Consider the following 22,577-nt stretch of genomic DNA (forward strand, 5'->3'; position numbering starts at 1 on the left):
AATAAAATTCCAACTGACAACTTAAAACAATAATGGTAGATATAACGCATAAAAATAACACACTACGTACCGCAGTTGCACAAGCCTCTGTAAAAGTAGGAAACACTAAAACGATAGAAGCTATTCTAACAAAACAAATCCCCAAAGGAGATGTATTTGAAATGGCCAAAACCGCTGGACTTTTTGCTGCAAAACGCACTAGTGATATGATTCCTGATTGCCACCCCTTACCTATTGAGTTTACTAGCGTAGAGTATGTTATTGAAAATCTACTAATTCATATTAAGGTTACCATTAAAACCTTATACAAAACTGGTGTTGAAGTTGAAGCCATGCATGCAGCCTCTGTTGTAGCTATCACTATGTACGATATGCTAAAACCTATAGATAAAAATATTGAAATAGAAAATATTAAACTATTACATAAAAAGGGAGGGAAATCATCATATAAAGATTCAGGTATAGATATCAAAGCCGCTGTAATCGTATGTTCCGATAGTATAAGTGCTGGTCATAAAGAAGATCGAGCAGGAAAAGCAATTATTAATAAACTTGAAAGCTGTGATGTTTCCGTTAGCGAATACACCATTATTCCCGATGAATTTGATCAAATACAAGAAAAAACTAAATCACTTCAAAAAGCAGGAAACCAACTCATCATTTTTACTGGTGGTACGGGTTTATCACCCCGAGATGTAACTCCAGAAGCCTTAGCCCCATTAATTGAACAACGTATTCCAGGTGTTGAGGAGGCTATTCGTAGTTATGGCCAAAATAGAATGCCATATGCCATGCTATCACGAAGTTTAGCAGGTGTAATTGGAAATACCATTGTTTTAGCATTACCCGGTTCTACAAATGGTGCTAAAGAATCTATGGATGCTATTTTCCCTGCTGCTCTACATGCGTTTAAAATTTTAAAAGGAGCTCAGCATTAATGAATACTGCATCAAACATATTAACCGACAATTTTAATCGAAAACATACCTATTTACGTATTTCCCTTACGGAGAAGTGTAATTTACGTTGTACCTATTGTATGCCAGCTGCAGGAATTCCATTAGCTCCTAGAGCACATTTAATGACTGCTAATGAAGTTTTTGAAATTACCAAACTATTTGTTACTCATGGAGTATCAAAAATTAGACTCACTGGTGGTGAACCTTTAGTTCGAAAAGATTTTGAAGAAGTGATTCGAAAATTGGCTACACTTAATGTTGAAATAGCCATCACTACTAACGGTATTTTATTAGAACGCTTCCTCCCACTCTTACGCGAATTGGGAATTACAAATATTACCATAAGCATCGACTCACTTAACGCTGAAAAAAATCAACAAATTACGCGTCGTAATTATTTTGAAACGGTATGGAATACGATTAAAAAGTTACAGACTATTGTTAATCAAGTGAAATTGAATGTAGTTTTAATGAAAGGGATTAACGATAATGAAATCATCAATTTTGTTGAATTAACGCGTTTTGAAAATTTAAAGATTCGATTTATTGAATTTATGCCCTTTGATGGGAATGAATGGAATACTGAAAAACTAGTGAAACAAACTGAAATTTTAGAAAAGCTAAAAACTCACTTTTACACAAATCAAGTTATCCGAGTTACGGATGCTCCCAATGACACTTCACGCAACTTCAAAATTCATGGATTTAGAGGTGATTTTGCCATTATAAGTTCCGTAACCAATCCTTTTTGTGACTCTTGTAACCGAATTCGTTTAACGGCTGATGGCAAACTTAAAAACTGTTTATTTTCTGCTAGCGAAAGCGAACTACTAACCGATTTTAGAAATGGTTTGGATATTACACCCAAAATAAAACTAGCCATGCTAGGAAAACATAAATATAGAGGTGGCATGGATACTATGGCTAAATTGGAAGACCCAAAACTACATTCAAATAACCGAAGTATGATTGCTATTGGTGGCTAATATTATTTCTTTTTTAGAACTATTTATAAGGGAAATAATACTTTAAACCTACTTGAAATACATTTGAAAAGAAATCATCATCATTAAAAATTTCAAAATTACTTGTAAGAATAGTGTAATCTGTTAAATCATAAGAGGTTTTACCAGTAAACCTTGTAAAAAGACCTGAAAAATCATCTATAAACAAAGTGCCATCAACTCGTAATTTAAATCTACTCTTTTCTTTCCCTAATTTGTATGCAAGCCCAAAACCTCCATTCAACCTTTGATCAATTGTCCAATAAGGATATCCTGCACCTCTGTCGACCGAAGCCTTTGAAAAAGCTCCTTCAATAAAAGGGTAAAAAGTATGCTTCATCTCTTTATTTAAAGGTAATAATGTTGTTCTATTTACTACCACTCCTTGGATTTCATTATCTGTATAATAATTTATTTCTAACGAAACTATATTTTGAAACCTACTTTTTAAATAGTGTTCCTTGTATAAATTAAGTTGAGACCTATATATATTTTTACTATAACCTGGTCCGGTTCTAACTGGATAAATATCTAATTCTGCTCCAAAAAAGTTTTTAATATTTACGGTATGCAAAGTACCACCTAAGTTATAAAATAAATTTGCTGATTTATCTAATTCTGCCCCTCCCCTTAATTTATATCTATATTTTTTAAATTTTGCTTTATTGTAATATTCATACTGTGCTCCTACTAAATTTCGATCAATATTATCTGAACTATCAAAAGGAATTTCTATTTTGTAAATATTTGTATGTGTTGCAAATATTGAATGATTGTTTTTCTTTTTATCATAAAAAGTATAGCCTGCTCTTTTAGAAAAAAAACTAATTACATCATTGTTTGTCTCAATATTTGAATTTACTGTTAAAATATTTCCTTCAGCTATTCGTATTCTTTTTATTAATTCCTTTTTTGTTTCTGGGTAAAAAAGAGCCGAATAATCTCTTATTAATTCTTTTTGTAAATTTCTTTCTTCATACAAAACATCATTATTTAACATTTTTCTTGGAATTTCTTTACCGTCATTATTGGGTAGTGAATTCGCTAAAACCCATGATGATTTAAACTCCCCCATTGCATGTAAATAATTTACCATTACAATTTTTATCTTGTAATCATCAGGATGTTTTTCTATGTATGATTTATACGCTTCTTTTAATCCATGATAATCTTTTAGTTCATAATACCAGTATAAAATAGAATCTATTTCAATTTGATCACTACATTTAGCCCATTCCAAGGCTTTACTGTAATCTTTTTTGCCAGCATAAAACCAGGTTATTTCATCGGTTAAATTAGTTAATTCTTCTTTTTTACAAATAGTAATTTCACTTAACTCTTCTTCTAGTGTAACAGGATCATTATTTAATAGATATTGAATATATCTAGCATAATTTTTACGTTTTAGTAATTTAAAATCTTTAGCTTTTATTATCCAGTCTATTCGTGTCTCTTCTGTTATTTCATCATCACAATCCGCCCAGTTTAAAGCCTTTTTATAGTTTTTATTTTGAGCATAAATCCATGCTATATCACTTGATTTATCTATTGTTCCTACAACACAAGGCTTGATTTTATTTAATTTACTAGTAATTTTAGTAGGCATATACCATAATAAATGTTGAATATATTGTTCGTGATTTTCTTTATTAGGTTCTAACGTTATTAGTTTTTCTAACAAACCTATTATTTCTTCTTTATTTTTCTCAGATGAAAAAGTTTTTATGTATTTCTTAATGGGTTCAACAGCATTAGGAAATAATTTAATTTCCCTTCCAAGCCATTTTTTTGAAGCCGCTACATTTTTATATCCAATAACATAACTTAGCTCTTTTGCATAAATTAAATTTTCTGGATATGGATATTTAATAAAATGTTTATCCAATAAATCCCATATATCAATCTCTATTTCTTCCCAACTATTTAGCTTTATATAAGCATTCCAAACTTCTGGCCTTATAATTGGATTTGATTTCATTCTATTCTCTAAATTCAAAATAGCCGCCTCTAAATTATCTTCTTGTATATATTCTTGAATCATATAATCAATAGCTAGAATTTCTGCTCTTCTTTTATAAAAAGCAGTATACTCTTTTGTTGATGTATTAACTTTTGATTTTTCGCTAGACTCCAAGTCAAAAACAGTTATACTTTTTTTATTTGTTTTTAAGGAATATAAATATCCATCCAAATATTCTGTTTTATAAAATTCAATTCCTTCCTTTGTTAAGGATAAATCCATTTTATAACTATTAGCATCACTTACATACATAAACCAAAAATGTTCTCTTGCAGCATCTTTAATCTCTAACTTTTCAACTATATATTTATCTCCTTCTTCTCTATAGAAATAATGAGCTTTTCTCCACTTTTGTACACTTACTGATGCATTTTCGGCATTTAAATATCTATTCAAAGGATATACTCCTTGAAATTCTTTTAAATAATTTCTAAAAGTAGTAAACATTCCTTCTTTATCATTGATCGATTTTCTCCAAAATAAATTATGCTTATTTCTGTATTCAAAATGACCCCTTGACGTATTTTTTTCTGATTTTATTTGGTACACATCATCGGGATGAACAAAATGAGACCAGATACCTGTATATAGGTATAAAGAGTGTATATCATAATCTTTTTCATTTTCAATAACATAGCCACTTGAAATCCTTGGATAATCAAACAAATGTTTATTTAATTTATCTGTATCATACTCTCTTTCGTTGCCTTCGGCATAATTCCCTAAATATAGACTGCACATGTATTTAATACTAGGAATTATTTTTACTAATTTATTTAACCCTACACTATCAATATAATTTGATGGTGGCACATAACTTACTGGCAATTTTCCTAATTGAGAAATTTTCCATTTTTTTTTGGCTGCCACTAAGGACATCCCCATATAATTAGCATTTTTCCAATCATTTAAAAGTAATGAGACATGATTATAACCATGCAAGCCTAATTCATGTCCTTGATTTAATACTTCTTCTGCCATCCAATTACTCCCTAAAACATCTCCCTTTTGGCTATTTAAATCCCACTGTTCAAAAGCAAAAGGAGGTAATGTATTATCCGAATATTCGAAAGCAACTAATGCCGTATAATCAATATTAAATTCTTTGGATAAAGCTAACATATCTTGCCACCAAACTTTGGTCACAAAATCACGATTGGAAATACCCATTTCACTTTTTATTGGTTCATTTTCAGAATCATATAAGGGAGAAGGAAAATCATCGATAAAAATAGTACTCACATTAACTATTGGATATGGTCTGCCCTCCAATCCTTTAATTATCATTGAAAAAAGTAAACCTCTATCTCTTTTTGTTAAAGCATTTGTACTGTTATATAAAATTACATTACCATTATCTATTTTATGCTCTAATAATACTGGGAATTCTGTATTAGATACAGATGTCGCCAGCACATTTATATCTTTAACAAAATTATTTCTTGCTAAACCAAAATGAATTGTTTTTAAAGCACTTTTATTGCCTTTTAAATTAGGTAATACTGCCTTTTGAAAATGTATCCCCGTAGCTGTATTATCTATAACTAAGCTTGCATCGGGCTTTAAACCCATAAAATAGGCGAATCTTTTATCTTCTATATTACTTAACAATACTAATGAACCTCCATTGGAAACAAATTCAACAATAGTATTAATTGTTCTAGTTTTTATATTCCTGGTATCTCTTACAATAAGTACTTTAACACTACTTGGAATAAAATGCTTTTTATTCCAATCTTGAATACTTGTTTCCAAAAAAGAAAACTTTGTATAATCACAAATTTTCTGAAAATGTTTTACATAACTAATGCTTTCTGCTATCTCATGATCATTTATAAATTGTATTTGTGGTATTTTTTCAACTAACGAAACCTCTTTTTCATCAATGTAGGTTTCTTCAATAATTTTTTGGCAAGAATTTATCATTAAAGTTATTACTAACAGAAAAAGTTTCTCTAGTAATGACAAATCAAAATTGGTTATCTTCTTTGACATATTAAAATATGAGATCTTTGATTTTACTTGATTTAGGATTATTAACTATCTCAAATATTTTAGTTTTTCCACCGTTAAAAAAGGGAGTTACTTTTCTTCCTTTTTTTTTCAATTTATTTAACAAGCTTATTACTTCTGAATTTGACGTCGAATGTGAATCCTCTTCTGTATGGTGATGGTGGTGATGCCCCTCTTTTTCTTTTGTTTCCTCTTTTTCTTTTTGTGCTTCTTTTATAAAGACTAAAATACTTGCGGGTAAAATAATTTGTGGATTCTCTTTCAGGTATTCTTTATCGTTAATATGTTTAAAATATATAGAATCTTTCGCTTCATAGCTATTAACAAAATCTTTATAATTTATAAAAAAGTGTTTATCCGTACTTATTGATTGAAACTTATTTTCATTAATTACAGCATAAGAAAAGGGTAAAAAAGTTTGAGAAATTTTATAATATGCTAAGAGCATTTTTTGCGAGCCTATATTTGTATTCACCTTATATAAATTCACTTTTTGATGACCCAAACAAAAAGCAGAAACAAATAGCGTTAAAATTATACTACTAACTATTGCTGCAGGAATTTTTCTTGATTCTATTTTATGAATCACTTTAAGAAGATTAAAAATAATGACACTATTAACTCCTAATGAAATACTCATGAAGATCGTCATTGATTGCATAATTAAGTCCTCATCAATAAACCATACATCAAAACTTTTTACTAAATATTCAACAAAAACTAATACATTAAAAAAGGATAAAAAAATAAATAATGGTCTATTATAACTTTTTCTATACTTTACCTTTAATAAAATTATTACACTACTTAATACACTTAATAGTAAATGAATTATAACTAAATTTTTATAAGGTATTATAAGTTGTGGTGTAAACTTAACTGTACTTATTGAAATTAAGTTCGCATATAAAAACTCTTTAAAATTAAAGTCTAAAATATATCCTCCAATTATATAATAAACACCAACTATAGTAAAGGCTAAAAAATAAGCTTTAATTGCTTTTTTTAAATATTTATAATTCCTTCTCCTATGAAAAAAGAATGCAATAACTAGAAATAAAGGAAATAAAATTAATGCTGTAAATAAATTAGTTAAAAAAATCGCACCAATAAAAATCACATGATATTTAAAATACTTTTTCTTATCAAATACAAAGCGTTCTGGTATTAATATGAAAATCATGCATGGCATTAATAACATAAGTGCTAGCAGCATTTGACTATGCTGAGTAATAAAATTTATATTAATAGGAAGTAAAAAATACAATAATGCGAAAGATAATGAGCTTATTAGAGGTGCTACATATCTAGATTTTGATAAAACATAAGTAAACCAATAAAGTACAACACATATCAAACTTGATTCAATAATTGAAAAAGATTGAATAGCCATTTCTGGATTGATTCCTGTTAATTTTGCGAATAGACTAATTAAAGCATATTCTCCAATCATCACATTTCCTGTAGAAATCCATTGCTGATGATTTAAATTATTTAAAATCGTTAGATCTTTGAACCAAAATGGAGAAAATGTATATAAATCATAATTATAAAAATACACCCGCACTATAAAGGCCAGCATAGCTACTAGTATAATTAACAATAAAGTAAGTTTTTTATGTAATTGACTCTTATTTTTATATTTAATAAGAATACTTGACTTTTTTTCAATTTTTTTAAGCCCAAATAATAATAATGATAATTTTTCTCTTTGTAAATGTTCTATAAATTTTGAATTTCCATCATAACCTGTGAATTTATATACTAATGAACAAATAAAAATTAATAATAATGAAAAAATATCATAAGCATTAATTTGAACAAGTAAAAAAACTATAATTATTGATAAACTCGCATATTTTACCCACCTAGTAACTAAAAAATTAATACTATCTTTTTGTATGCTGTACTTAATAACATATTTGTTTAAAAAATACAAGAAAATAAAAATTAACATCAACCTTAAAGGTCCTATTAGGATTGAATAATTATCTAACATATAGAGGTACTTTATTTAGTTATAATTAGATAATGTTTGAAGATCTATTTTTGCAAAAAAATAACTCCAGCCTTTATTTTTAATTCGCTTTTTTACTTTTCTACAAAGCTTTTTTGAATCTACATATTCAATAATCAGTATTGGAATATTGGTTTGTAATGTTGTTCTTTCCAATTCCTCTTTTCTGTAAATAAAATCCTTTTTTGATCTAAGCTTATATTTCTTTTTTTCAAAATCATAAGCTGTAGCAACAGATTCTATTAACAAACTATTTATATAAATAGATGTGTCTTTTAATAATGATAAGCCCGCATTTTGCATTAAAAAAGAAGAAGGAAACTCTTGTTTTATTCTTTTCAAAAAATTAATTAGATCATCTGCTTGATCTTTCATTGGTCCATATATTGTAAAATTATCTATGTTATCTAAAAACACCCCTTCAAAACCCATATCAAACAAATTACCCATGGCTTTTATAAGAATCTTTTGGGTTTCTTCTTTTTGTAAATTCAAGTAATTTCCTCCCCAAATTTCATTTTTACCAAAAGTATTTGGCAATATTTCGTTGTAATATGGAACTGATGGATGGGCTTCTCCTAAACTTATATAAGCTAAAATAGATTTATTGTTATTTTTAAAAATAGTAATATCCTCATGGGTATAGTGTTGAGCTTCTAATATTACATAATTATAGTCTTTAACTTCTTTTGGATTTAATTTTCCATAACAAATCATAAAATCCTTATTCTTAACAAGGGAATTAGAAAATGTATAATTTGTATTAAAAATTACCATAATAAAAAACATTAAATTAATAGGACGCATAGTAGTAGTAATCTAATTTTTTAAAAAACTTAATATTTTCTTTTGTCGTTAGAATCATAAATAAGAAGGCTCCACTAAACATGCCTAATACACTGTATTCATATGATACATTTCTACTTAATAATAAACCAATAATAAGGTTGACTAAAAAGGCCCATGCTAATGCATTTAACGATTTGCTTGGTCTATTTAAAGTAAATAGATATAATGTATTTAATAAACCTATAGAAAATAAAGTATATGATATGGCTCCAATACAACAAACTACTTTACTGGTATTTGATAAGGCTTCGCCAAACTGAGATTGATATCCCCAATCTTTAACCACTATATTATAAATTAAAGCACCAATAAATAAACTTGTAAAGAGTAATAATCCAATATGTTTACGGTACATTTTATAAATTTTTTGATTGTATTTTTGATGGTTTTCAAAAGAAATTTCTTTTTGACCTACATCCAAAAATTTACTAAATGCCACTATACTATATTCTAAAACCCCGGCTAATAGAAAAAATGAAAGAATCGCTATATCCATTCCTATCTCATAATCTTTATCATAATATAAAATATATGGAAGTGGTCCATTACTATTATTACTAGATGACCATGCTAATATTCTATCTAAAAAAACAAATGCATACAATAAAACCCCATAGGTAAAGTATTGATAATTTTTATAAATTATTGATGAAATTCTTGGGCTTCTTAATGCTACTTCCTTTTTAGATTCAGTTGTTTTATTATTAAAATAATACTTAAAATACCCCACAGCTATAACAATAGCTAAACTTATACCTATCCAATGTGTAAAGTAAATATGTATATCAGTTTTTATTTTTAACAAAATAGCTACAAATGTTCCTAAAATTATAGCTACTGATATTACACCACGTTTTTTTATTGTGTGCATGGGAGCTAGTACAAGTAATAAAGCTCCTATTAATAATGAATAAACAAATACAGTTAAGATAAATTCAAACGGATATAAGTAAACTAAAAAGTTTATTAAACAAATAATAAGAAAAATTCCTACAATAGCATATATCCCTAATTTTATAATATCTAAGCTTACTTTTTTTGTTAAATCAAAGTCCTTTTGATACCAATGATAAGAAGCCTGCCTACCAATGACTTGAACAAAACCTCCTGTTATAATTAATCCTAAAATAACTCCCAAAACCACTGCTGTGGATTGTATTTTATTAAAACCTAAATAAGTCCATAAAGAGTATCTAAATATTATAATTGATGCTATTTGCAAAAAAATTGGAATCAAATGAAATAACCCCAAAGGATAATGCTTTATAAACAATTTAGCATTTACCCATTGATATCCAGAAACGGCTATGCTTTTATCAAGTGTTTCATTATTGGTATTGTTTTTATCAATTTCTGTAATATTTAGCTTGATATAAATATCTTTTGCAAGGCTTTCAATTGATCCAAAACCAAAATCACTACTAGTATCTATATTTCTAATCCCAAATGATTCAATGGTAGCTCTTACAACTTTAACATTTACAGGTTTCCCTATTTTATTCTTAATATCCAAATAAAGCTTTTGGCAATTACTATCTTGTTTATTATTAGAGGGCATCTATTTTTGTAATGTAGTGTTAGAAAACAATAAGTTGAAAAGTTTATGTTAATGAATGATTTTTCACTTCTCTATTTTGGGGTCTACCTACAATTCTAATATCTTTTTTGGTTGTCATGGATTTATAAACATGAGCATAGGCATCAGTAAAAGTTTTTATTGTAAAATTTTCGAGTACTTTTTTTCTTGAGTTTTCCCCCATTAAGTTCCTTAATTTTTCATCCTTTAAAAGCTTTATTACTTTTTCACCAATATCCTCATGATCCTTAGGTTTACACACAAAACCTGTTGATTCATCTATAGCTTCTGTAACTCCACCTACATCTGTCGAAACTACAGGTACACCACAGCTCATAGATTCTATAACAGTATATGGAAAACCTTCAGAAATTGATGTTAGAATTGAAATATCACCTTCGGAATAAATTAAATGTGGCTGATCATGAAAGCCTGCCAAAACAAAATTGTCTTGTAATCCCATTTCAATAATTAAAGCCTCGCATTTTTCAGTATATTCTGGAACTGCATCTTTATTTCCGTATATAATATATTTTACATTTGAAATTTCTCTTTTTACTACCGCACATGATTTAATCATTGTTATAATATCCTTTAGCTCAAATATTCTAGCAGCTGCAACTACTGTAGGTACATTTTGTAAGTGTTTTGGTTTCGGTCTAGGCTTAAACTCATTATGATCGATACCATTATAAATAACTTCAATTTTTGCTGGATCAGCACCATACATTACTTCCCATGTTTTGTTGAATTTATTTACCGATAAAATTTTATCAGCTTTGTAGTAAACTAACCTTGTTATACATTCTGAAAATTTTATTAATAAGTCCTTCAAAAAATAGGAATAATCAGAAGCACTAATGGCTATTAAGCGTTCTCTTATGTAAACTCCATGTTCCGTAACAACAATGGGGGTATTATATTTATAATTTAAAATAAGTGCTGGTATTACTGGAAAACCAGATAGTGTTATATGTGAAATATCTTTTTTAGGTATATCTATCGATATAGGAAGTAAAAAATGAAAAAACCATCTCATTCCTATGGTTATATCTTGCAAAGATATATGTACTGTTTTTTGTTTTATTGAAAAATCGTGTATGACATCTTTAAATACTTGCCATATATATTTATTCTTCATTGTGGTTTCATAATCGTACTGTTGAAAAAATTGCCACATATCTTTAAAAATAGCATCAATATCTGAAATTTTATAGGTCTCATTTAAAACACTAACAACAAGTCTTTTAAAAATGGGAACAAATTTTTCAGCAACAACAATGTCACTCGTTTGTTCTTTTTTCCTAACCACTTTATAATACTCTTTACCATAATGTATGTATGATTGTGGTTCCTCTAGCGACCATAATGGAACTTGAATAATATTTTTCACATTATCACTCAAATTATATTTTAATTTTGTTTCAAAATTTCCATTAATAGAATATAATGTAAAATCAAAATCGTCTAATTTTTGGCATAAAGAATGTGCCCAAGTCGATACCCCTCCAGTATTATATGGATAAGTCCCTTCCATTATTAATAGTACCTCTTTCTTTTTCTCAAAATGACTTTTCACTATTGTTGGTATTTTGAATTTCATAATCCAAAAATCGAAACTAACGTGTTCTAATCAAGCTTTGAAACAGGTATTACATTAACAAAATAGATGAAAAGCATAAATATCAGACAAAATAGTTTTGCTAAACTATCTTTTTACCTTTTAAATAAATTAATGAAGATTTTTTTAAAGAATCAGATACAGAGTTATTTAGAAATAAAAATCCTTTTATTACTTTTTATTTTACTTCTTTTTGTTTTCATTCACAAAAACTTTACGAAGTAATTCTTTAAATGTATCAAAATCGTAAGAGTACGAAAGCCCTACACCTTGGGTGTATCCTTCTGTTTCCCCAATTAATTGTTGAATATCGTTTTGCTTATTAAAAATTGTAGCTCTTAATGTACCGTCTTTATTTAAAAGAAAATCAATTCGCACATCACCTACAACTACAGATTCATTTACCCCCCCAATAGGCACCCCGACTTTACCATTTATCAAAATACGATTACTAATTTGAGTAGTTACCGATACCCCAAAACGATCTGAAATTTCTTGATCAGGATTTGTCCTATCCCCAGTAACATAATCAAAACCAAAATCTAGTTTGTCGTCATCACTTGAAAATATACTACTCACTAAACTAGACGCATGTTCTACTAAATTATCTGTCACTATGGAATTTCCTTCGATTAACGCATCACTATAAAAACTACCTTGAGTTACTAATGACAATGCTTGACGTTCTTTTGTAACTCTATCGGACAACACATAATCCAACTCACTCCTAACAATGGAACTTGTTTGCGGGAATTCGATATCAAAACTTAAATCTGGCTTTAACAACTCGCCTTGTAAAGTGGTAATTACTTCGACTGGTATTTTTCTATTTACAAATGAATTCTCTAGCAAAATAGCAGGATTCGCATTTGTTTTATATACCGCCGATAAATTTAATTTAGCTGCAGTAGGGCTTCCGTCCCAACTTATACTACCTCCAGTTTGCACATCAAATCGTTTGGATAATAAGCCTCCATATTTAAAATCATATGTACCTTGATAAGCTACAAAATCCCCCCACATGTTAAACTTCCCATTGGTGTTAATTTCAATTAATAACGTACCTGCACCTGAACCTTTTAATGTACTTCCCGATTCTTTGTCTACCACTACTTCGACTTCGGCATTTTTATTTAAATCCAAATCAAATTGAAGTTCTAAACCTTTAACATCCTCAAAATATACTTTTTCACCAAGATTACGTGCTTTTTTCTCATCGGGTGTCACAAAATGAATAAATGAATTATCTCCTACAGATTCTGCATCACTAATTGGGATTTTAAATTTAGTTCCGGGTTCACTCGCTGCTTCGACTGCAATTAATAATTTATCTGTTTTCCCAGTAATAGTCGCATTACCATTTATAAAAGCTGTACCGTAATACAAATCATTATCCGATTCATTGGTATTTAATGCTAACAAACGATCACTATTTACTTTTAAATCTAGATTCCAATCCTTGAATTTACTATGTGAAATTGCCCCATTTAAATACCCCTTTGTTCCAAATTGCGTATCGGTAAGTACCATATTATCAAATCTAATTTCTTGTTTTGTCAAACTTATTTTTGAATCTTGCTCAATACCAAAATCTACATTCAAGTATTGAAAACTAAGTCCTCCATCTTTTAAAAAAAGTGCGCCATTTATATCTGGATTTTTATAATTCCCAGTAATTTTTGCTCTACCATTAACATTTCCTCGCAAATTAGATAATACAATTCCTCCTAATGGACTAAATGGTTCCAATCTAAATTTTTTAAAATCAACATCTAAATCTATTAAAGGTTTTACACCAGAAACATCAATTCCTCCTTTAAGCGATAACGGAAAAGCTTCATTCTGCTTAAGCCTTGAGTTAATCACATATTTAGTCAAATCGATATTTCCTACAACACTCAACACAAATTCACCTAAAGGAATTTCATTTAATATAAAATTAGAAATAGTCACATTAGATTCTGGATAATAAGCACCATCCTTTTGTAAAATCGATAGATTTCCATTTACTGTACCTTTATATGACAAACTATCCACACTTGGAGTAATTTTAGCTAAATCTACTTCCGAAAACTTTATTTTAAAATCTTTATACGTAGAATCTTTTACAATACCCGAAAAATCAATACGTTCGTTTTTGTGAACTACCTCTATAGAATCTACTTTTATTTCATTAAAATCATGATCAAAAGTTATTAAATGACTTTTATCATCTTTATAATTCATATTCCAAGTATTTCCTTTGAAATTTAAATAGGATTTTTGAATTCCAACAACCGATTTTTCAACATTATTTATAGTATGAAATAAATTAAAATCAAAAACATCCTTAGCCTTTTTTCCTCCTTTAAAAGCAGACCTTACATAAAGTGTATCATTAAGACTTACATTCAATAAACTAAAATCTGTAATTGGGTAACGCTTACTATTTAATCTATCCACAGTTATATAAGCATTATATAATGGATTGGAATTATCTACTTCAAAATTGAATTGTTCAATACTATTTTTTAAAGCTGTTATTTTGGGCGACTTAAAATCTAGTTTAAATTCTGAAACATCACTTGACACATTTCCTTTAATAAAAGTATTTGGTGCTAAACTAACATCAGGAAAAAATACATCTACAATTTTATTATATATTTTAAAATCAAAAGCTATAAATTCTGGTTCTGCAATAAATTTATTAGGTGCTTTATTATATAAACTAATCAGTGAATTTCTAAATAATCGTTTAATATTTTTAAACTTAAACTTTCCTTTTATTTTTCCTTGAACTATATCGGGACTATTCATAGTAATAGTCCTTATATTTTCATTATCAAATGAAGAAGTTACTTTAAAATCCTTAAACTTATAGGCATCATTCTGGTTTTTATAATAAGTATCCCTAAATGAAATAGTCCCAAAAGCATTATCAATAGTGGTTCCTTTTAATTTTGCCACTACATTTCCACTAAAAAATGATAAACTATCTCTTTTAAATAGATTTAAAGTATTAAAATCTATTTTAGTTACATTGGCCGAAAAATCATAGTCATTTTGTGCTTCATTTATATTCACTAAACCATTAAATATTAATTGAAGATTCGGGTCATTTGCTATGATTTTACCATCAAAAAGCGGATCCTTTAACTCTCCAATAACTGCAATATCCGTATAGCTATAGCCTTTATATTCTAATTTAGAAAATGTTCCTTCAAGACTAGTATCTAGATTTTTAAGAAAGAAACCTTTCCCATTCACATCTAAATTAAATGATGTTATTCCAAAATTTTTATTATCTAAATAAGTTCCTAAATCAAAATTAGACACATTTAAATTCCCTTGATATGTTGATTTTGATGGTGTGAGTAATTGATCCATTAAAAGTACAACATTGGCTTTACCCAATTTATTTTCAACTCCTCCATTTAGATCAACACTTTTCGGAGTTACTTTTATTGCCCCATCAATAGTAACTTTACCTAAGGCATCTAACTGTTTTGGTAATCTAGTCCCTAATATATTCGGCAATAAATCACTTAAATCTTTTTTGGAACTCGTCAATTCTTTCAGATTTCCCGACATTTTAAAATCTTCAATCAGATTTTTAGACATCGAATTTCTCAAATGTAAATTTCCAACAATAATGGATTCTTTTAATCCTCTTAAATGTAATTGATTTAACTTAAAATCATTTAATGTTCCTTCAAATTCCGATGTAACGGTAATAAACCTATTTCTCCCAAATTCATTATAAAAAAATCTTAAATCTGTAGTTGACACTTTACTTTTAACCACCGAGGCCTTTACCTTTACTCGGCTATTAAAATCTTCCATATCACCTGTGTTATAAGTAAACAACACATCCCCCTTAACGTCAGATTTTTTATCAGACTGTAGCTGTACATTTTTAAAACTCATTACTCCAGTAGAAAGCTCCATTAAAGTAGATAAATTACTTACATTTATGGCATTATTATAGGTAAATGAAAGTTGTTCAGATTCTAAACTTACATTGGTACCATTGACCAATAAATTACTCCCATTAAAATTGATATCCTTTACAAAAACAATAGGCTCATCTTTTAATCGCTCTGAATAATACTCATACTTACCATTTTTAATGGTAACTGTATTTGTTTGTAATAAAAATGGTTTAGCTATTTTTTTTCCTGTGGCAAATTTTTTCAGAAAAACTCTAAAATTATCCATTGAATCTTCCTCATAATATTGCATTTTTACATGAACATCTTCTAAAAAAGCATTAGTTAACTTACCATTTCCTTTTATAAGATCCGAAAAATTAACGATAGATGTTTCAAATTGCCCAACACTAATTAATGTATCCTGATGATGATCTTTAACAAAAAGCTCTTTTAATTCAATATTTCCTGTGTAACCAATACCAATTCCCTTAATTTTAATGTCTGTATTGTATTTTTCATTTACAGAGGTGGTTACTTTTTTAGCAGCCCATGTTTGTACTTTGGGAAATGAAAACAAGACAACCAACACCACAAATAATAGCAAAATAACTGCTAAGGTGCGAAACAGTATGTTGGTAAGTTTTTTGATTAACAATTAATTTTAACTTTGTGGTGTAATTTTAGAACAATATTAACAATTTCTATGCCCTTTTCCTCTTAATGGATACACAAAATGTTTATATACTAGCTATAGAGTCCAGTTGTGATGACACAGCTGCTGCCATACTTAAAAATGACGTGGTTTTAGCCAATGTTGTTGCAACCCAAAAAATACATGAAGAATACGGAGGTGTTGTTCCCGAGTTAGCATCCAGAGCACATCAACAACATATTGTTCCAGTGGTTGATCAAGCCCTTAAAAAAGCTGGAATTACAAAAGAACAACTCCATGGAATAGCGTTTACAAAAGGACCAGGATTAATGGGATCTTTACTCGTTGGTGTCTCCTTTGCTAAATCCTTAGCCATGTCCTTAAATATTCCTTTATTGGATGTCGATCATATGCAAGGTCATTTATTAGCTCATTTTATTGATGGTGCCAGTATACAAAAACCTACATTTCCGTTTTTAGGAATTACAATTAGTGGTGGACATACACAAATAGTTAAAATTACCGATCATTTTGAAATGGAAGTTATTGGACAAACCATTGATGATGCTATAGGAGAGGCTTTTGATAAAAGTGCCAAAACTTTAGGCCTACCTTATCCTGGAGGCCCATTAATTGATAAATATGCCCAATTAGGAAATCCAAAAGCCTTTGTTTTTTCCAAACCTAGAGTAGCTGATTTAAATTTTAGTTTTAGTGGTTTTAAAACAGCCGTGCTTTATTTTGTTCAAAAACAAACCAAGGAAAACCCTAATTTTGTTCAAGAGAATCTGTACGACATTTGCGCTTCAATTCAATACAGCTTAACTGAAATTATTTTAGATAAAGTAAAAAAAGCTGTAAAACAAACAGGTATTACAACTATTGCTATTGGCGGTGGTGTTTCGGCTAATTCTGGCATTCGTAATATGTTGCTTAGCGCAGAAAAAAAGTATAACTGGCAAGTACACATTCCAAAATTTGAATATACTACTGATAATGCAGCTATGATTGGTATCGTTGGTTATTTTAAATATCTAAAAAAGGAATATGCTGATTTAAGCATTACTGCTTCCGCAAGAACTAAATTTTAAGTATGCAGTTATTTTTCAACTCAACTATATCTTCTCAAGATACTGAAATCCAATTTTCAAAAGAAGAGAGTAGACATATTATAAAAGTGCTCCGCAAAACACTGGATGATGATTTGTTTATTACTAATGGAAAAGGTTATTTGTTTAAAGCCAAAATTACATTAGCTGGAATAAATAAATGTATTGCAAGTATTACTGAAACTGAATACCAAGATAAAGAAAAACATCACATTCATTTAGCCGTAGCTCCTACAAAAATGAATGATCGGTATGAATGGTTTTTAGAAAAAGCTACAGAAATAGGCATTCAAGAAATTACCCCTATTATTTGCGATCATAGTGAACGAAAAGCTATAAAATTTGAACGCTTTCAAAAAATTATTCAAAGTGCAACCAAACAATCATTACGATACCACATTCCTAAACTAAACAATGCAACGACATTAAAGGATTTTATAACAAATCATAAAAATGAAACTTGCTTAATTGCTCATTGTGAAGAAACTAAACGTACTAGTTTAAAACAAATATTATCTAATACCGAAAGTCTAAACTTCACATTACTCATAGGCCCGGAGGGTGATTTTTCTACAAAAGAAATTGATTTAGCATTAACCAACAATTACCAACCCATCACTTTAGGAAATACTAGATTGCGAACCGAAACCGCTGCTATTGTAGCCACTCATAGTATTGTCTATAGTTTAGAATAATATCAATTTGTAAAAAATACAAAGCCACTATAACAATCACGTTATAATGGCTTTTTCTACACTAATTTAAATCAATACAATGATTTAATTTTTAAAACTTTAAATCTACTAGAATATCAAATTCATCATAAATAGCTTTATCCTTAAGACCATCAAAAAAGCTAGCTGATCCATATTTTACGTTATATTTTGTTCTATCAATTTTTAGTGAAGCAGTAGCTTTACTACCATAAACAGAAAAATCAAAAGTTACTGGTTTAGTTATACCTTTTACCGTTAGGTCCCCAACAACTTCATAGCTGTTTTTGCCTTTTGGCGTAACTGTTTTAAAAGTCAATGTAGATGTAGCAAATTTTTCAACACCAAAAAAATCATCTGACTTTAAATGTCCCTCTAACTTGCCTTTATATTCTCCTTCCAAATCAGTTGATACTAAACTTGTCATATCAATTACAAACGAACCTCCTACTAATTTTTCACCATCAAACTCTAAAGCTCCAGATTTTACAGCAATGGTCCCTTCATGAAAACCTGTTACTTTATAACCTTTCCACTCTACCTTACTTTCCTTAGTGTTTATTTCCTTTTTTTCGCCCTCAATACTTGTAAATGACAATGCAAAAACAGCCATTAAGGCTAAACTCAATTTTTTAATCACATTTTTCATAATTTGTGTTTTTATATTATATGTGCAAATATTACTTTTTGTTAGACTCAAAAAAATAAACTAGTTTACAAAAAAAAGATAAATTTAATTTAACCTTCATTTTTGTAAATAAGCTCTTTCTTTAATTTACTTAAAAACTCCTTAGTTATACCTAAGTAGGATGCTACCATATATTGTGAAACACGTTGTTCGATAGTTGGGTATTCTTTACAAAAAAGCAAGTACCTTTCTTTGGCACTTAAACTCAAATTACGAACAATTCTTTTTTGAGATGTTACTAAAGCTTTTTCTAATATTTTTCTAAAGAATCTGTCTAGTTTTGGAATTTTTTCACATAATTCTTCGCGAATAGCATATGAAAATTCAAACACCTCTGTAGCCTCAATGCATTGAATATTATAATCTGCTGGACTTTTGGATATAAAACTTCCTAAATCGGAACACCACCAATTGGCTTCAGCAAATAATACAATATGTTCATTCCCCTTTTTGTCTGTATGAAATGTTTTTGTACAACCTGAAATTATAAAACTAGTATAATTACATACATCACCTTGCACTACTAAGTATTTCCCTTTTGAATACTTTCTTGTATTAATTTTTGAAAGTAGAAATTCATTCTCCTTTTTAGTCAATTGGACGTATTTATTAATAGCCTTTAATAGTGCTTCTTCTTTCATTTTTTTTATAATACAATTTATAGCCAAATTAATGAATATATATAAACCCAGATTGTACAATTAAAACAATCCCGTATCTAAAGCTTTGTTAAATCAATTATGTAACTGCTCTTTTTAACTTTAATATAGTAATCCAATGTTATGCTACAATTAAGAAAATACTAGATTTTACTGAGTGTTCAATACTCCCAACAAAGTTTTATCACATAATCAACCCGATAACAACAAAAAAAGCCTCAATTTTTTGAGGCTTTTTTTATCAAACAGTTTGATTTCGCTTTAATACAAACAATACTATTTATTAGTTGCTTTTGTTAACTCTAGCTTTTTGGCATTTTTTACTTTCTGTTTTGTTATTGCAATATCTAATACTTGACTCATTTCGGAAACATAATGGAATGTTAAACCTTTTAAATAGTCTTCCTTAATTTCAAGAATATCTCTACGGTTTTCCTCACAAAGTATCAATTCTTTTATTTTAGCGCGTTTAGCGGCTAAAATCTTTTCTTTAATCCCACCTACTGGCAATACTTTACCTCTAAGGGTAATTTCGCCTGTCATAGCAATACTTTTCTTCACTTTCTGTTGCGTAAGAAGTGAGACTAATGAAGTTAACATAGTGATTCCTGCACTAGGTCCATCTTTCGGTGTAGCCCCTTCGGGAACATGGATATGAATATTATAATTTGAAATTACATCTGGATCGATACCTAATGATTTTGCGTTAGCTTTAATATATTCTAAAGCAATAGTAGCAGACTCTTTCATTACTTTTCCTAAGTTTCCTGTAATATTCAACAATCCTTTTCCTTTTGAAAGAATGGATTCTATAAATAAAATATCACCTCCTACTCTAGTCCAAGCCAATCCTGTTACTACTCCCGCTACATCATTATTTTCATATTTATCACGCTCTAGTCTTGGTGGACCTAATATTTCAATGACATCTTTAGCAGAAATTTTAGCATCGTGATCTAGCTCCATAGCAATATTCTTTGCCGTGTTTCTTACCACTTTGGCTATTTGTTTTTCCAAACCTCTAACTCCAGACTCGCGCGTATACCCTTCCACTATTTTTTCCAAAACAGGTTTAGGCACTTTTAAATGTTCGTTTGACAGTCCATGCTCATCTAATTGTTTCGGTAGTAAATGTTTTTTACCAATTTCAACTTTTTCTTCAATGGTATACCCCGAAACATTAATCACTTCCATACGGTCACGCAAAGCAGGTTGAATGCTCCCCATATTATTTGAAGTGGCAATGAACATTACTTTTGATAAATCAAATCCTAATTCAAGGAAATTATCATAAAATTCACTGTTTTGCTCTGGATCTAATACTTCCAATAAAGCCGAAGACGGATCTCCTTGATTTCCTGCTGCTAGCTTATCTATTTCGTCTAAGACAAAAACAGGGTTGCTGGTTCCAGCTTTTTTTAAACTCTGTATAATTCGACCTGGCATAGCACCAATATACGTTTTACGATGTCCTCTTATTTCGGCTTCATCACGCAAACCTCCTAAGGATACGCGTACATACTCTCTACCTAAAGCTTCAGCTATTGATTTTCCTAATGATGTTTTACCTACACCTGGAGGACCGAATAAACATAAAATTGGTGATTTCATATCATTACGCAGCTTTAAAACTGCTAAATACTCAATAATACGTTCCTTAACATCCTCTAAGCCATAATGGTGCTTATCTAATATTTTTTGTGCTCTTTTTAAATCAAAATTATCTTTACTATACTCATTCCAAGGCAACTCTAAAAATAGCTCCAAATAATTACGTTGAATCCCATATTCGGCAACCTGAGGATTCATACGCTGCATTTTACCTAATTCCTTTTCAAAATGCGCTTTTACGTCTTTATCCCATTGCTTCTTCTTCCCTTTTAGTCGCATTTGATCCAATTCATCATCATGGGATACGCCTCCCAGTTCTTCTTGAATTGTTTTTATTTGCTGATGCAAAAAATATTCACGCTGCTGCTTGTTCATATCATGCTGCACCTTACTCTGAATATCATTTTTAAGCTCTAACTTTTGATACTCTAAATTCATGAATTTTAGAGTAGCTAAGGCACGATCCTGTAAACTATTAATTTCTAATAATTCTTGTTTTTCAACAAGAGATAAATTCATATTTGAAGAAACAAAATTGATCAAAAAAGAATTACTCTCTATATTTTTTATTGCAAATGAAGCTTCACTAGGAATATTGGGACTCTCTTTAATAATTTTCAACGATAAGTCCTTAATAGAATCTATTATCGCTCCAAACTCTTTGTCATCTTGACTTGGACGTTCCTCGTTTACTTCACTTACCTTAGCCATCATAAAAGGTTCGTCTGCAATCACTTCATCAATAGCAAACCTCTTTTTTCCTTGAATAATCACTGTAGTATTCCCGTCTGGCATTTTTAATACCTTTAAAATACGAGCTACTACTCCAATTTTATTAATATCATCAATAGATGGTTTTTCAACAGTTTCATCCTTTTGGGAAACTACGCCAATAACTTTATCGCCTTTATTAGCGGCATTAATCAATTTAATTGATTTATCACGACCTGCAGTAATAGGAATTACAACTCCAGGAAAAAGTACTGTATTACGTAATGGTAAAATTGGAAGCGCTTCGGGTAGGCTTTCTTGTCGTATTTCTTCTTCATCTTCTGGAGTCATTAATGGTATTAACTCTGCATCTTCATTCATATCTTGTAATGACAAATTGTCCAGACTTAGTATTTTAGATTTGGCCATATATATTTATTTGCCAAAATGACACTTTTTTGAAG

General features: G+C 29.3%; 13 protein-coding genes. 4 read left to right on the top strand and 9 right to left on the bottom strand.

Going from position 1 to position 22,577, the window contains the following annotated elements; all coding sequences use genetic code 11:
• The first annotated feature begins 32 nt into the window (after nucleotides 1-32).
• Together moaCB and moaA are read left to right on the top strand one after the other, a co-directional pair.
• Nucleotides 33-938: a bifunctional molybdenum cofactor biosynthesis protein MoaC/MoaB gene (gene moaCB, locus KQA_RS0204305; protein WP_010178455.1), complete on the top strand. Its 906-nt coding sequence runs from the start codon at nucleotides 33-35 to the stop codon at nucleotides 936-938.
• Nucleotides 938-1,945, top strand: a complete 1,008-nt coding sequence (moaA, locus tag KQA_RS0204310; protein WP_010178457.1) for a GTP 3',8-cyclase MoaA — start codon at nucleotides 938-940, stop codon at nucleotides 1,943-1,945. The genes moaCB and moaA overlap by 1 nt, the downstream gene beginning before the upstream one ends.
• A 19-nt stretch (nucleotides 1,946-1,964) precedes the next feature.
• On the opposite strand, the gene KQA_RS0204315 is transcribed toward moaA, so the two are convergent.
• The 6 genes from KQA_RS0204315 to KQA_RS0204340 all read right to left on the bottom strand — a co-directional run bounded on the left by KQA_RS0204315 (nucleotide 1,965) and on the right by KQA_RS0204340 (nucleotide 16,625).
• Complete coding sequence (locus KQA_RS0204315) at nucleotides 1,965-5,909, bottom strand: DUF2194 domain-containing protein (RefSeq protein WP_010178459.1); 3,945 nt, start codon at nucleotides 5,907-5,909, stop codon at nucleotides 1,965-1,967.
• A gap of 70 nt (nucleotides 5,910-5,979) precedes the next feature.
• Nucleotides 5,980-7,995: a hypothetical protein gene (locus KQA_RS0204320; RefSeq protein ID WP_010178460.1), complete on the bottom strand. Its 2,016-nt coding sequence runs from the start codon at nucleotides 7,993-7,995 to the stop codon at nucleotides 5,980-5,982.
• Between the two features lie 15 nt (nucleotides 7,996-8,010).
• Entirely contained in the window at nucleotides 8,011-8,820 is an 810-nt protein-coding gene (locus tag KQA_RS0204325) for an endo alpha-1,4 polygalactosaminidase (RefSeq protein WP_010178461.1), read from the bottom strand.
• The gene (locus tag KQA_RS0204330; RefSeq protein WP_010178462.1) at nucleotides 8,807-10,420 is read right to left on the bottom strand and encodes a hypothetical protein; all 1,614 of its coding nucleotides are present in this window, start codon (nucleotides 10,418-10,420) and stop codon (nucleotides 8,807-8,809) included. The genes KQA_RS0204325 and KQA_RS0204330 overlap by 14 nt, the downstream gene beginning before the upstream one ends.
• A 43-nt stretch (nucleotides 10,421-10,463) precedes the next feature.
• On the bottom strand, nucleotides 10,464-12,041 hold the full coding sequence (gene pelF / locus KQA_RS0204335; RefSeq protein WP_157366585.1) for a GT4 family glycosyltransferase PelF: 1,578 nt from the start codon (nucleotides 12,039-12,041) through the stop codon (nucleotides 10,464-10,466).
• A gap of 201 nt (nucleotides 12,042-12,242) precedes the next feature.
• Nucleotides 12,243-16,625: a translocation/assembly module TamB domain-containing protein gene (locus KQA_RS0204340; protein ID WP_010178465.1), complete on the bottom strand. Its 4,383-nt coding sequence runs from the start codon at nucleotides 16,623-16,625 to the stop codon at nucleotides 12,243-12,245.
• Between the two features lie 65 nt (nucleotides 16,626-16,690).
• Between KQA_RS0204340 and tsaD the strand changes: the two genes are divergently transcribed.
• Complete coding sequence (gene tsaD / locus KQA_RS0204345; RefSeq protein ID WP_010178467.1) at nucleotides 16,691-17,713, top strand: tRNA (adenosine(37)-N6)-threonylcarbamoyltransferase complex transferase subunit TsaD; 1,023 nt, start codon at nucleotides 16,691-16,693, stop codon at nucleotides 17,711-17,713.
• A gap of 2 nt (nucleotides 17,714-17,715) precedes the next feature.
• Nucleotides 17,716-18,426, top strand: a complete 711-nt coding sequence (locus KQA_RS0204350; RefSeq protein WP_010178469.1) for a 16S rRNA (uracil(1498)-N(3))-methyltransferase — start codon at nucleotides 17,716-17,718, stop codon at nucleotides 18,424-18,426.
• Nucleotides 18,427-18,517: 91 nt separating this feature from the next.
• On the opposite strand, the gene KQA_RS0204355 is transcribed toward KQA_RS0204350, so the two are convergent.
• The 3 genes from KQA_RS0204355 to lon all read right to left on the bottom strand — a co-directional run bounded on the left by KQA_RS0204355 (nucleotide 18,518) and on the right by lon (nucleotide 22,542).
• Nucleotides 18,518-19,093, bottom strand: coding sequence for a YceI family protein (locus KQA_RS0204355; protein WP_010178471.1), 576 nt, complete (start codon nucleotides 19,091-19,093; stop codon nucleotides 18,518-18,520).
• 89 nt (nucleotides 19,094-19,182) lie between these two features.
• Nucleotides 19,183-19,773: a Crp/Fnr family transcriptional regulator gene (locus KQA_RS0204360; protein WP_010178472.1), complete on the bottom strand. Its 591-nt coding sequence runs from the start codon at nucleotides 19,771-19,773 to the stop codon at nucleotides 19,183-19,185.
• A 294-nt stretch (nucleotides 19,774-20,067) separates the two neighbouring features.
• Nucleotides 20,068-22,542, bottom strand: coding sequence for an endopeptidase La (lon, locus tag KQA_RS0204365; RefSeq protein ID WP_010178473.1), 2,475 nt, complete (start codon nucleotides 22,540-22,542; stop codon nucleotides 20,068-20,070).
• Nucleotides 22,543-22,577 lie beyond the last annotated feature (35 nt).

Source organism: Aquimarina agarilytica ZC1, from assembly GCF_000255455.1.
Lineage (GTDB): Bacteria > Bacteroidota > Bacteroidia > Flavobacteriales > Flavobacteriaceae > Aquimarina > Aquimarina agarilytica.

What these genes read in the sequence shown, in the direction of transcription:
- moaCB (WP_010178455.1), top strand. Translation starts at nt 33, where the DNA reads ATGGTAGATATAACGCATAAAAATAACACACTACGTACCGCAGTTGCA.
- moaA (WP_010178457.1), top strand. Translation starts at nt 938, where the DNA reads ATGAATACTGCATCAAACATATTAACCGACAATTTTAATCGAAAACAT.
- KQA_RS0204315 (WP_010178459.1), bottom strand. Translation starts at nt 5,909, where the DNA reads ATGATAAATTCTTGCCAAAAAATTATTGAAGAAACCTACATTGATGAA.
- KQA_RS0204320 (WP_010178460.1), bottom strand. Translation starts at nt 7,995, where the DNA reads ATGTTAGATAATTATTCAATCCTAATAGGACCTTTAAGGTTGATGTTA.
- KQA_RS0204325 (WP_010178461.1), bottom strand. Translation starts at nt 8,820, where the DNA reads ATGCGTCCTATTAATTTAATGTTTTTTATTATGGTAATTTTTAATACA.
- KQA_RS0204330 (WP_010178462.1), bottom strand. Translation starts at nt 10,420, where the DNA reads ATGCCCTCTAATAATAAACAAGATAGTAATTGCCAAAAGCTTTATTTG.
- pelF (WP_157366585.1), bottom strand. Translation starts at nt 12,041, where the DNA reads ATGAAATTCAAAATACCAACAATAGTGAAAAGTCATTTTGAGAAAAAG.
- tsaD (WP_010178467.1), top strand. Translation starts at nt 16,691, where the DNA reads ATGGATACACAAAATGTTTATATACTAGCTATAGAGTCCAGTTGTGAT.
- KQA_RS0204350 (WP_010178469.1), top strand. Translation starts at nt 17,716, where the DNA reads ATGCAGTTATTTTTCAACTCAACTATATCTTCTCAAGATACTGAAATC.
- KQA_RS0204355 (WP_010178471.1), bottom strand. Translation starts at nt 19,093, where the DNA reads ATGAAAAATGTGATTAAAAAATTGAGTTTAGCCTTAATGGCTGTTTTT.
- KQA_RS0204360 (WP_010178472.1), bottom strand. Translation starts at nt 19,773, where the DNA reads ATGAAAGAAGAAGCACTATTAAAGGCTATTAATAAATACGTCCAATTG.
- lon (WP_010178473.1), bottom strand. Translation starts at nt 22,542, where the DNA reads ATGGCCAAATCTAAAATACTAAGTCTGGACAATTTGTCATTACAAGAT.